At 69.4% G+C, this 11,794-nt stretch carries 11 protein-coding genes and 1 tRNA gene; 7 read left to right on the top strand and 5 right to left on the bottom strand.

Annotation, left to right across the window (positions count from 1 at the left end):
* Positions 1-16 precede the first annotated feature (16 nt).
* On the bottom strand, positions 17-679 hold the full coding sequence (locus ACIBLA_RS13175) for a hypothetical protein (protein ID WP_399198581.1): 663 nt from the start codon (positions 677-679) through the stop codon (positions 17-19).
* Between the two features lie 47 nt (positions 680-726).
* On the opposite strand from ACIBLA_RS13175, the gene ACIBLA_RS13180 reads away from it, so the two are divergent.
* A complete protein-coding gene (locus ACIBLA_RS13180) occupies positions 727-915 on the top strand; it encodes a DUF5703 family protein (RefSeq protein WP_023542774.1) in 189 nt (62 codons plus the stop codon).
* Positions 916-1,001: 86 nt separating this feature from the next.
* On the opposite strand, the gene ACIBLA_RS13185 is transcribed toward ACIBLA_RS13180, so the two are convergent.
* The 3 genes from ACIBLA_RS13185 to ACIBLA_RS13195 form a co-directional block, all read right to left on the bottom strand.
* Positions 1,002-1,754: a chaplin gene (locus tag ACIBLA_RS13185; RefSeq protein ID WP_399198582.1), complete on the bottom strand. Its 753-nt coding sequence runs from the start codon at positions 1,752-1,754 to the stop codon at positions 1,002-1,004.
* A 125-nt stretch (positions 1,755-1,879) separates the two neighbouring features.
* Positions 1,880-2,113 (bottom strand): chaplin ChpH, encoded by a 234-nt coding sequence (gene chpH / locus ACIBLA_RS13190; protein WP_363240953.1) that lies wholly within the window; start codon positions 2,111-2,113, stop codon positions 1,880-1,882.
* Positions 2,114-2,248: 135 nt separating this feature from the next.
* On the bottom strand, positions 2,249-3,613 hold the full coding sequence (locus ACIBLA_RS13195) for a M20/M25/M40 family metallo-hydrolase (protein ID WP_399198583.1): 1,365 nt from the start codon (positions 3,611-3,613) through the stop codon (positions 2,249-2,251).
* Positions 3,614-3,701: 88 nt separating this feature from the next.
* On the opposite strand from ACIBLA_RS13195, the gene ACIBLA_RS13200 reads away from it, so the two are divergent.
* Positions 3,702-3,789 (top strand) — tRNA-Leu (locus ACIBLA_RS13200).
* A 463-nt stretch (positions 3,790-4,252) separates the two neighbouring features.
* The gene (locus ACIBLA_RS13205; protein WP_363240951.1) at positions 4,253-5,410 is read left to right on the top strand and encodes a methyltransferase domain-containing protein; all 1,158 of its coding nucleotides are present in this window, start codon (positions 4,253-4,255) and stop codon (positions 5,408-5,410) included.
* Positions 5,411-5,435: 25 nt separating this feature from the next.
* Here ACIBLA_RS13205 and ACIBLA_RS13210 read toward each other — a convergent pair whose 3' ends face one another.
* On the bottom strand, positions 5,436-6,710 hold the full coding sequence (locus ACIBLA_RS13210) for a nucleotide disphospho-sugar-binding domain-containing protein (protein ID WP_399198584.1): 1,275 nt from the start codon (positions 6,708-6,710) through the stop codon (positions 5,436-5,438).
* 224 nt (positions 6,711-6,934) lie between these two features.
* Between ACIBLA_RS13210 and ACIBLA_RS13215 the strand changes: the two genes are divergently transcribed.
* The 4 genes from ACIBLA_RS13215 (at position 6,935) to ACIBLA_RS13230 (ending at position 11,740) form a co-directional block, all read left to right on the top strand.
* Positions 6,935-7,846, top strand: coding sequence for a proline iminopeptidase-family hydrolase (locus ACIBLA_RS13215; protein WP_399198585.1), 912 nt, complete (start codon positions 6,935-6,937; stop codon positions 7,844-7,846).
* A 150-nt stretch (positions 7,847-7,996) separates the two neighbouring features.
* The gene (locus ACIBLA_RS13220) at positions 7,997-9,400 is read left to right on the top strand and encodes a KamA family radical SAM protein (RefSeq protein ID WP_399198586.1); all 1,404 of its coding nucleotides are present in this window, start codon (positions 7,997-7,999) and stop codon (positions 9,398-9,400) included.
* Between the two features lie 35 nt (positions 9,401-9,435).
* Positions 9,436-10,743 carry a pyridoxal phosphate-dependent aminotransferase gene (locus tag ACIBLA_RS13225; RefSeq protein ID WP_399198587.1) on the top strand — a complete coding sequence of 436 codons (1,308 nt, stop codon included), beginning with the start codon at positions 9,436-9,438 and terminating at the stop codon, positions 10,741-10,743.
* Between the two features lie 49 nt (positions 10,744-10,792).
* Positions 10,793-11,740 (top strand): ACP S-malonyltransferase, encoded by a 948-nt coding sequence (locus ACIBLA_RS13230; RefSeq protein ID WP_399198588.1) that lies wholly within the window; start codon positions 10,793-10,795, stop codon positions 11,738-11,740.
* The last annotated feature ends 54 nt before the right edge of the window (positions 11,741-11,794 follow it).

Genomic DNA, 11,794 nt, shown 5'->3' on the forward strand with positions numbered 1-11,794 from the left:
GTGTCGTACGACGCGGTCAGGCGTCCTGTTCCTCCAGGTCACCGAGGTCTCTGTCGCGGACGCCGTCGAAATCGTCCTCGTCGAAGACCGAGCTGACGTCGAAGCGGCAGACGACCTGCTGCGGGTCGGCCTGTTCGAAGGGGGCGCTGAGCCATTCGCCGGGCTCGGGGAGGTCGTCGGAGGCGGACACCCAGAGTGTCGAGTCGCCCTCCTCCAGGCCGAACTCCTTGTGCCGGGACGCGATCTCGTCCGGTTCGTACTCGCCGAAGAGCACGCCGACGGCGGCGTGCACGCTGGCGCCGACGACCGCCACGGTCTCGGCGTCCCCGTCGACATCGGCGATGCGCTGTGCCTGAGCGAGCAGTCTCCGCGGCTCCGCCACCGCGTAGTCGCGGCGGATGAGCACGCTGAGCGCGTTCGGCTCCTCCGGGCCGGTGTAGGGCGGCAAGGAGTCGTCCGTACCAGGGATCTCGAAGGGAGTGACCTCGTCGTAGAGATCGTAGAGCCGCTCGTCGTAGGCCTCCGCCGCGGTGGCGAGGGCGTTGAACGCCTCGGAAACCGCCGGGTCGTCCTCACCCGTGCGGCGTTCGACCGCCGCGAGGTGACGGTCCAGCGCGACCTTGACCGCCTCGGCGGCGGCACGTACCTCGGCAGCCGTGGGCTGCGCAGCATCAGACATAGAGCAGACGCTATCCGTACCGGGCCTCTGCCCGCACAATAGATGCGATGCCGGAATACGAATTTGTCGACGTGTATGTGCCGCGCGGGGTGTCCCGCAGCGACGCGACCCGCCTGCTGACCGACCACGCCGAGTACGGGCACTGGGAAATGGACCGACTGAGCCTGCATCGGGACGGCAGCCGCAGAGTGCGGCTGCGCCGACGCATCATCCGTCAGGTACGCGCCACCTGGTGACGGCGACGGGGCGGGCCTCCCGCCGTTCGGTGGGCCCGCCCCGCGCCCGTACCGGGACGCACACCTGGCCGTACCGGCGCACGCCCCTATGCGGCGGCGCGGGTGCGGCGGTAGATCACGGTGCCCGCGAGGAGCAGCGCCGCAGCGGCCGGGATCACCGGTCCGAGCCCGTCGGCGCCGGTCGTGGCCAGCACGTCGGTGCCCTCGGAGGCCGGGGCGGGCGGTTTGCCGACCTGTGTGTCCGGGGTGTTCGGGCTGTCCGGGGACGGCGGTACGTTGCGGTCCGTCGGGGGCTCGGGGGTGCCCGGCTCCTCGGGCTTGTCCTTGGCGGGCGGCGCGGGGGTGTCCGCGTTCTCGCAGCCGTTTCCGAAGGAGGGGTTCAGCGCCCCGACGATGTCGACGCTGTTCCCGCAGACGTTCACGGGGACGTCGATCGGCACCTGGATGAGGTTGCCGGAGCCCACACCGGGTGAGTTGCCGCTGCCGCCCCCGGCGTGCGAGCCGCCCTGGCCTTCGCTCTGGTCGTTGCCGCTGTGCGAGCCGCCGTGCGAGCCGCCGCCCTGGGAGCCGGTGCCGTGCGGGCCGCGACCGCCGTCGGACGTGTTCGCGCAGCCGTTGCCCATGGCGGGGTTCAGCACGCCGACCACGTTGACGGTGTTGCCGCAGACGTTGACCGGGACGTGCACCGGGACCTGGACGTTGTTCCCGGACAGCACGCCCGGGGAGTTCGCCGCTGTTCCTCCGGCACCCGAGTCCGCCTGGGCGTGGCCGGCGCCGATGGCGAGTACGCCGCCGGCCGCCGCCACGGTGATCAGGCCTTTGCGCATGACCTGTCTCATAGCTTGTTCCTGTCTTTCGGATACCCCCGGCACGACGCCTGGGGATGGAAGCCCGGCGGCCCCGGAGTGCATGGCGCGCACTCCGGGGCCGCCGGGCCCAGACCCTTACGGGTTGAGGTGCAACGTCACGCGTTGACGCAGGTGTTGCCGAAGGCGGGGTTCAGCAGCCCGATCACGGAGACCGTGTTGCCGCACACATTCACCGGAATGTGGATGGGCGCCTGGACGACATTGCCCGAGAGCACGCCGGGGGACCCCACGGCGGCACCCTGGGCACCGGAGTCAGCGACGGCCATGCCCGCACTCGCGAGCACGAGACCGCCGGTGGCAGCCACAGCGGCGACGACCTTCTTGATCATTTATTCCTCCTCGTTGGCAAATGCGGTCCCAACCCCGGACCGCACATCTGTAACGAGGAGGAAGTAATGAGGCTACGAGCGTATGGTCGCTTTCACTCTTTTCAGTCAAGTACGCACGCGCTGGCGAATATCGGCTCAGCTGGCATCGATGAAGCGGTCCAACACCCGTACACCGAACCGCAGTCCGTCCAGCGGCACCCGCTCGTCCACGCCGTGGAACATGCCGGCGAAGTCCAGCTCCGGCGGGAGCTTGAGCGGGGCGAAGCCGAAGCCGCGGATGCCGAGGTCGTCGAAGGACTTGGCGTCCGTACCGCCGGAGAGCATGTACGGCACGGCCCGCGCGATCGGGTCCTCCGCGACCAGCGCGGTCTGCATGGCGTCCACGAGCCTGCCGTCGAAGCTGGTCTCCAGGGCCTTGTCGCCGTGCACGTCCTCGCGCTTCACACGTGGGCCGATGATCCGGTCGATGTCGGCCAGGAACTCCTCCTCGTAGCCCGGCAGGAAGCGGCCGTCGACGTGGGCGGTCGCCTGGCCGGGGATCACGTTCACCTTGTAGCCCGCGCCGAGCATGGTGGGGGCGGCGGAGTTGCGCAGGGTGGCGCCGATCATCTTCGCGATGCCGCCGAGCGTGGCGAGCGTGCCCTCCATGTCCTCCGGGTCGAGCGGGACACCGAGCGCGTCGGACAGCTCGTCCAGGAAGGAGCGCACGGTCTTGGTCATCCGCACCGGCCATTCATGCCGGCCCAACCGGGCCACCGCCTCGCAGAGTTCGGTGATGGCGTTGTCCTTGTTGGTCATCGAGCCGTGCCCGGCGGTGCCGTCCACGGTCAGCCGCATCCAGTGCATGCCCTTCTGCGCCGTCTCGACGAGATACAGCCGCAGGTTCTCGTTGACGGTGAAGGAGAAGCCGCCGACCTCGCTGATCGCCTCGGTGACGCCCTCGAAGAGGTCGGGGTGGTTGTCGACGAGGTAGCGCGCCCCGTACGTACCGCCGGCCTCCTCGTCGGCCAGGAAGGCGAGGACGATGTCGCGCGGGGGTTTGCGCCCGCTGCGGAGCCTGTCCCGCACCACGGCGAGGGTCATGGCGTCCATGTCCTTCATGTCGACCGCGCCGCGCCCCCACAGGCAGCCGTCGGCGATCTCGCCGGCGAACGGGTCGTGGGTCCAGTCGGCGGCGTTGGCGGGCACGACGTCGGTGTGGCCGTGGATGAGCAGCGCGGGACGCGAGGGGTCCTCGCCGGCGATCCTGGCGACGGTGGAGGCGCGGCCCTTGTGGGACTCGAAGATCCGCGGTTCGAGTCCCACCTCGGCCAGTTTCTCCGCCACGTACTCGGCGGCCGGCCGTTCGCCGGGGCCCGAGTGGTCCCCGTAGTTGCTGGTGTCGATCCGGATCAGGTCGCGGCAGAGGTCCACGACCTCGTCCTCGCCCGAGACCGTCCCGCCCGTGTTCGACTCGCTCACTCTGCTCACTCCCGCTGTCGGTGCCGGTGGTCGCCCCATCCTCCCATCGGGGCGGGATCGGGCAGTGCCCGATGTTTGCTATGGTTTTCCACGTCGGAGCGGCCCTGGGTCGTCCGGCGGACACCTTGTCCGGGTGGCGGAATGGCAGACGCGCTAGCTTGAGGTGCTAGTGCCCTTTATCGGGCGTGGGGGTTCAAGTCCCCCCTCGGACACCACAGTTGAGCGATGCCGGTCGGGAACATTTCCCGACCGGCATTTTGCGTATACGCCGGTAGTTCGTGGAGAACTTATGGAGATTGCCGAGAACGCGTGATCGGGGCACTCGCTTCAATTTTCGACGGACCCGATCGAATCCCCTAGCCAATCCCCCTATTTTTACCGTTCGATTACCAGGCACAAATCGGCCGGAGGAATCATTCCGGATTTCCGGAATGCTACTCTCCGAATTCCTGGGACGCCTCCCACCTGCGCCTTGATCGACAAGCCCCTAATGTGGTCCGACGCTTTTCCGCCAGTACGGGGAGGGCACCCCTCATCCTGTCGAACTCCTCAGCAGTTCATGGTCATTCCGGCGGCTCCGGTGCTACGGTCCAGCAACCTTCAGATAATTGACCGAACCCCCCGCACCGGAGGAATTGAATGGCCTGGGAAAGTACCCTGGACGAAGAGTTCAGGAATATGCTGCGCAGTCCGGTCACGGGCGGGCCGCTGGAATGGGCGGAGCCGTTCATTCTCACGGACGGCGACTCTCTCTGGCCGTGCGTCGACGGAATTCCCTATCTACGGGTCGGCCACGACGAATTGCGGGCCGAGGTGACGGCCGCCGTCCGGGACGGGGATGTGCCGCACGCGTTGATGCTGCTGCTCGCCGACCGCAAGGACGCCTCGGTCCCGGCCGCCGACCCGGCGGCCCTGCGCGAGACCGTGTTCTCGGTGGCCGAGGGCTCCGCGACCGCGGCGAGCGTGATGGCGGGGCTCGGATACGGGGGCCTGGGCACGTACTTCCTGCACCGCTGGTGCCAGCCGACGCATCTGAGCGGGCTGGCGCTGCTGGAGGGGTACGCCCCCCGGTACGGGACGCTGTTCGAAGTCGGCTGCGGCGCGGGGCACTTCCTGCGGCCCTGGCTCAAGCGGTCGGGTGCGGCGATCGGTTCGGATCTGGTCTTCTCGCATCTGTGGCTGGCCCGGCTGTTCGCCGCGCCACGGGCCCGGCTGGTCTGCTTCGACGCGGCGGGGCCGTTCCCGCTGGCGGACGACGTGGTCGACGTGAGCTTCGCCCACGACAGCTTCCACTACTTCCCCGACAAGCCCCACGCCGTCGCGGAGTTGAGGCGGGTCGCCAGGAACGACCGGGTCCTGGTCGGCCACGCGCACAACGCGGACGTCGCCAACTACTCCCCCGGAGCCCCGCTGACGGTGGACGGGTACGTGAAGACGGTCGCGCCCCGGCTGTGCTTCAGCGACACCGAGTTGACCAAGTCGGCGCTGTACGGCATCGGGGCCGACCCCGCCGAACCGGAGAAGCTGTACGAGGCCGCCGCCCTGGCCTTCGTCCACGGAGCGCCCTTGCCCGCCGAGCCGACGGGCTGGCTCACCGGGCCGCGCGCCGGTGACGTACTGCGGGTCAATCCGCTGGCCACCCCCGACGGGCCGCGCTGGCCGAGCGAGGTGTTCGAGCGCGAATTCGTCGAGGACTGGCTCTACTTACGCGATCTCGCCTATCCGGCGCCGGAGACGGTGGCCGCGGCACTCGCCGGTGCGGGCGACCGCGATCCGGTCGTGGAGCGCCTGGCCATGCGGCGCGCACTGCTCGATCTGCCGGACCGCTGGCTCTGACGACGGGCCCGGCACTGACGGGCCGTCAGACGCCGGCGCCCACCGCCTGTCGGCGGCCCGCCGCCGCGGCCTCCAGGTCGGGGACGATGTCCGCGAGCGTCGGGGTGGCCAGCATCTCGCGCTGCACCTCGACGGCGTTCTGCCGGAACGACGGCTCTTCGAGCAGGCGCACCACATACGCCCGTACGCGTTCGGCCGTCGCGTCCTCCAGGTCGAGGAACAGCCCGTATCCGCGCTTCTCCTGGGCGACGGCGGAGGCCCGTTCGCTCCAGATGGTGCCCGGCACGAGGAGTTGGGGGACACCGTTGACGACGGCGTTGCCGATCGTCGCACCGCCGCCCTGGTGCACGATCGCCGAACAGCTCGCCAGCACCTCGTTCATCGGTACGAACGCCTCGGCCCTGACATTGCCGGGAATGCGCGCCACGGACGAGAGCTGCGTCTTGTCGAAGGTGGCGATCACCTCGATGTCGAGGTCGCCGAGTCCTTCCAGGAGGTCGGTCACCGACGCCTGTTCCACACCGTGCACCTGACGGTTCGACACCCCGAGCGTAAGCAGTACGCGCGGCTTCTCGGGCTGCTGGAAAACCCAGTCCGGGACGGCCAGTGGTTTGTTGACCGGCACGAAACGGACGGGAATGTAGTTCACGTCGAGCGGGAATCGCACACACGCCGGAGACGGGTCGATGCTCGCCATTCCGAAGCGCAGATCCTCGTCGAACTCACAGCCGTGCCGGCCCAGCCATTCGGACATCCAGTCGGCCAGCGGGTCCGGCCAGGAGACATCCGGGCGGCGTGCCTTGAGTTTCTCGTACTCGAAGTGCACACGGGCGTTCTGGTCCTGGGCGTAGAGCATCCGCATATGGGCGGCGCCGACGACTTTGGCGATCATCGGGGCCGCGTACATCAGCGGATCCCAGACGATCAGGTCCGGCTTCCACTGCTTGGCGAATCGCAGTGTCTCGCTGAGCAGCCGGTCCCGGTTGAGGTACTGGATCATCGCGGTCGTCGTCTCGTACGCCTCGCTGACGAACGCGTCGGTCAGTTTCTCGGGGCGTGCCTCGGAGAGCGGGAAATAGTTCTCCTCCGTGCCGTTGCCGGGGTCCGTGTAATGCCGGTGCTTGGCGATGTCGAAATCGCCACCGGTCCACATGGCGTCGAGCCCGGTCTGCAGGAACGGGTCGACCTCGGAGGGATTGCGCTGGCCGACATAGCGCACCTCGTGGCCGGCGGCGCGCAGCGCCCAGCCGACCGGCGCCAGGCTGTAGATGTGGGTGCGGGTCGGAAAGGACATCAGCATGACGCGCACGGAGTTCTCCAATGACGGTGGCGGCGACGTTGGTTTTATACCTCGCGCGGCGTCCGCGAAGAGAGGGCCGCCGGGCAAGTTAGGGGTCGGCCGCCGGGCGGTGCGACCCCTTAGGGGCTGGTGCGCGGGATCGCGGGGCGGCTAGACAGGAAGGCGAACGAACAGACCAGAAGTGCGGCGTTCGGCGTGAGGCGCTCGGAAGTGAGGTGGTGGGAATGGCGGTCGCGGCACCCCGCGCCAGGGCCAAGGGGTGGCTGCCCTTCCGCGAGTACCGCACCTGGTACCGCGTGACGGGTGCGACCGACGTTCGGCGGCCGACCGTCGTCACCGTCCACGGCGGGCCCGGCAGCACGCACGACTATCTGCTCCGTACGGCCGCGCTGAGCGAGGACGGCTGGCCGGTCGTGCACTACGACCAGCTCGGCAACGGCGCCTCCACCCATCTGCCGGACGCGGGGGCGGACTTCTGGACCGTCGAGCTGTTCCTGGACGAACTCGACAACCTGCTGCGAGGGTTGGGGGTAGCCGACAACTACGTCCTGCTGGGGCAGTCGTGGGGCGGGATGCTCGCCGCGCGGCACGCCGCCGACCGGCCGGCCGGGCTCCGCGGCCTGATCATCGCCAACTCCCCCGCCTCGTACCCGCTCTGGCGCCAGGAGATGGAGGTGCTGCGGGCCGCGCTGCCTCCCGAGGTGGAGAAGACGCTGCGCGAGCACGAGGCGGCGGGCACGACGAGTTCCGCCGAATACACCGATGCCGTCCAGGTGTTCAACGACCGGCACGTGTGCCGGGTCAGGCCGTGGCCCAAGGAGTATCTGGCGACCACCATGGAGACGGCGAACGATCCGACCGTCTACCACACCATGAACGGGCCGAGTGAGTTCCATGTCATCGGGACACTCAAGGACTGGTCCCTGGAGGACCGGCTGCCGGACATCGCCGTCCCCACGCTGGTGATCTCCGGTGCGCACGACGAGGCCACTCCGGTGACGGTACGGCCGTTCAACGACCTTGTTCCAAACGTGCGCTGGGAAATCTTCGACGACTCCAGCCATATGCCGCACTTCGAGGAACCGGGGCGTTTCAGGGCGACGCTGGTGGAATTTCTGAAGGGGCTCGAATCCTGAGCCGTACGAACCGCGAGACCTGCGACGACACCCTCTAGGGGTTGTGCTGCGAAGTTTCCTGTTTAGGCTCGGAGTACGAGCCGTGTCCTCCGGCCGAATTTCATTCCGGAGCCGCAGCGGGACACGACGCCGGACCAGAGGATGGGTTGCATGTCCTTGCCATTGTTGAACTCCGCCGACACGCCCAGATTTCGCGCGCTCGGTCCGCATCACATCGATGAAGTCGCCGCGCGTTACGGAATGTCGAAGGACGCCCTCGAAGCGGTCCGGGCGGTTTCTCAAGTGCTTCCCTTCCGGGTCAACGAGTATGTCCTGTCCGAGTTGATCGACTGGCATCGAATTCCCGACGACCCCATATTCCAGCTGGTGTTCCCGCAGCACGGAATGCTCGCGGAGGAGGACGAGAAGCTGTTGGTCGGACTTCTCCGGCGCGGCGGCTCCAAGCGGGAACTGCGGGCAGAGGTCGGCCGGATCAGGTCCGGGCTCAACCCGCACCCGTCGGGTCAGATGGAGCTGAACGTGCCGAGCCTGTCCGACAGCGAGCTGTCCGGCGTGCAGCACAAGTACCGCGAGACGGTGCTGTATTTCCCGCAGCAGGGCCAGACCTGCCACTCGTACTGCACGTACTGCTTCCGCTGGGCGCAGTTCATCGGCGACGCGGATCTGCGGTTCGCCGCGCCCGATCCCGCGCTGCTGGTGGAGTATCTGACCCGGCATCCGGCGGTGTCGGACGTGCTCATCACCGGCGGCGACCCGATGGTGATGTCCACCGAGCGGCTGCGCGGCCATCTGGAGCCGCTGCTGACGGTCGACACGGTGCGCACCATCCGGATCGGTACGAAGTCGGTGGCGTACTGGCCGCAGCGCTTCACCAGCGATCCGGACGCGGACGACGCGCTGCGGCTGTTCGAGGAGGTGGTGGCGTCCGGCCGCAATCTCGCGGTGATGGCCCACTTCAGCCACCCGCGCGAGGTGGAGACGGCACTCGCGCGCCGTTCGCTCGCGCGGATCAGGGCCACGGGCGCGCTGGTCTACTGCCAGGCGCCGCTGATCGCGCACGTCAACGACGACGCGCGGACGTGGGCGGACCTGTGGCGGGGTGAACTCGCCTCGGGCGCCGTGCCGTACTACATGTTCGTGGAGCGGGACACGGGGCCGCGCCAGTACTTCGAGGTGCCGCTGGTCAAGGCGCACGAGATCTTCCAGGCGGCGTACCGGAAGCTGCCCGGCCTGGCCCGTACCGTACGCGGGCCCGTCATGTCCGCGACGCCGGGCAAGGTCGTCGTGGACGGCGTCGAGGAGACCCCGGAGAGGAAGTTCTTCCAGCTCCGCATGGTCCAGGCGCGTAATCCGGAGCTGGTCGGCAGACCGTTCCGCGCGCACTACTCCCCCACGGCGGCGTGGGTGGACCAGTTGGTGCTCGACTCCTCGGCGCCGGAGGACATCGCGGAGGCGTTCGGCGGCGCGATGGGCCCGGCGATGTCGGGTGCGGGTGCGGGTGCGGGCGCCGGTTCCGGGTCCGCCGCGGGCGCGGGCGCGGGAGTGAGCGGCTGATGTCCGGTTGGGAGTCGACCTCGGAGGAACGGAACGTGGACACGGGAGAACAGCGCACGCGGCGGCGGAACGTCCGCGAGCGGGAGACATCGGCACGGGGCATCTCCCCGAATCTGGCCCTCGACCAGCTCGTGGCGCGGCGTCAGGCCGCCGGCGAGTCGATCGTGCACCTCGGCTTCGGTGAGTCGCGGCTGCCCGTCTTCCCGCCGCTGGCCGACCGGCTCGCGGCCGGCGCCGACCGCAACGCGTACGGCCCGGTGGCCGGCGACCACGGCGTCCGCGCCGCGGTGGCGGGCTACTTCGCCCGCCGCCGGCTGCCGACCGAGGCCGCGCAGGTGCTCCTCGCGCCCGGCAGCAAACCGTTGCTGCTCGCGCTGCAACTGGTCCACCCCGGCGATGTCCTGCTGCCGAGTCCGTGCTGGGTGACGTACGGCCCGCAGGCGAAGCTCGCCGGCAAGCACGCGTTCGGGGTGCCCATCCCCGAGGAGTGCGGCGGGGTGCCCGACCCGGCGGCGCTGCGCGACACGATCCGGGTGGCGCGCGGTCTCGGCCACGACCCGCGCATCGTGGTGCTGACGTCGCCGGACAACCCGACCGGCACATACGCCCCGGCGCATCTCGTAAGGGAGATCTGCGCCGTCGCCGAGGAGGAGGATCTGCTCCTGGTGTCGGACGAGATCTACCGCGACATCCTGCACGACCCCGACGCGGAGTTCCTGAGCCCGGCCGAGGTCGTGCCCGACCGCACGATCGTGGTCACCGGGCTCAGCAAGAGTCTGGCGCTGGGCGGTTGGCGGATCGGCGCCGCCCGGTTCCCCACCACACCCGCCGGTGAGCGGATGCGCGACGACGTCGCGTCGGTCGCCAGCGAGGTGTGGTCCACCCTGGCGGGCCCGATGCAGTCGGTGGCCGAGTACGCGTTCTCCGAGCCGCCGGAGATCCGGGACCGGCTGCGGGACGACGCGCGGCTGCACGGCACGGTCGCGAAGGCCGTGTACGACATCGTGATCGCGGCGGGCGCGCTGTGCCGGCCGCCGACCGGCGGGTTCTACGTCTACCCGGACTTCGAGCCGCTGCGCGGGGAACTGGCCGGCCAGGGCGTCACGGACGGCGACTCCCTGCAGAGCCGGCTCATCGACCATCTCGGGATCGCCGTCCTGGCGGGCGTCCATTTCGGCGACGACCCGAAGGCGCTGCGGTTCCGCGCCGCGACCAGCATGCTCTACGGCCGTACCCGCGACGAACAGCGCGCGGCGCAGCGGGCGATGGATCCGCTGAGCCTTCCCCATGTCGCCGACGCGCTCGCCGGTATCGAGCAGGGACTCACGAAGCTGACGGGCTGACCGCCGGGTGCCTGACGGCTGCCGGCCGACGGACAGAAGGAGTAAGTGGATGGCAACCGACTCCCCTCGGGGCAGCGCGATCGTCTTTCCCGGAATGGGACCGCAGGACTTCCCGACGGTGGGCAAATTCCTGCTGATCAACCCGGTCGCCCGCGAGATGGTGGCCGAGGCGTCCGACACACTCGGCTACCCCCTGTTCGAGCGCTACCGGGACAGCGACGGCGACTACTCCGAGGAGGCGCAGGTCACCTTCCTGGTGACCTGCCTGGCGCTCGCCCGGTGGGCCGAGGACACCCTGGGCGTGAGCCCGCGGTACTGCGTGGGGCCCAGCTTCGGCGGCAAGGCGGCGGCGGTGCACTCCGGCGCGCTGGGCTTCGCCGACGCGGTGCGGCTGACGTCGGACCTGGTGCGACACGAGACTGCGTACTTCACCGAGGACCATCCCGGCATCGTCACGCACTCCTTCGCCCGCACCCCGCAGGTGCTCCTGAAGGAGATCCAGGCGGAGTTGGACGGCGAGCGGGAGTGGCACGAGATCTCCTGCCACATCGACCACGACTTCTACATGGTGTCGCTGCGTGCCGAGCGGCTGGAGTGGTTCCAGCAGCGGATACGCGCGGTCGGCGGGCTGCCGCTGTACACGATGGATCCCCCGGTGCACTCCAGCACGTTCGGGCCGCTGCGGGAGCGGGTGGAGTCCGAGCTGTTCCCCGCGCTGCGGTTCACCGATCCCACCACCCCGGTGGTCGCGGACCAGGACGGATCGGTGCGTACGACGGCGGACGGCGTGCGCGCGATGCTGCTGGACGGCTTCGTACGGCCCGTGCGCTGGCCGGACGTGGTGGACGCGCTGATCGGTCTGGGGGTGCGGGACATGTGCGTGTCGGGGCCGGACAGCCTCTTCGGGCGGGTGTCGTGCACGACGCGCAACTTCGAGGTGACGACGGTCGATCCGAGGTCCGTGCTGCGGCCGAGGCGGCGTGCGGTCGTGCCGTAGACGAGCGGTTCACGAGCGCTGCTGCGAGCGCCGGACGGGTGTGACCCGTCCGGC

This window comes from Streptomyces sp. NPDC050433, from assembly GCF_044458565.1.
GTDB lineage: Bacteria > Actinomycetota > Actinomycetes > Streptomycetales > Streptomycetaceae > Streptomyces.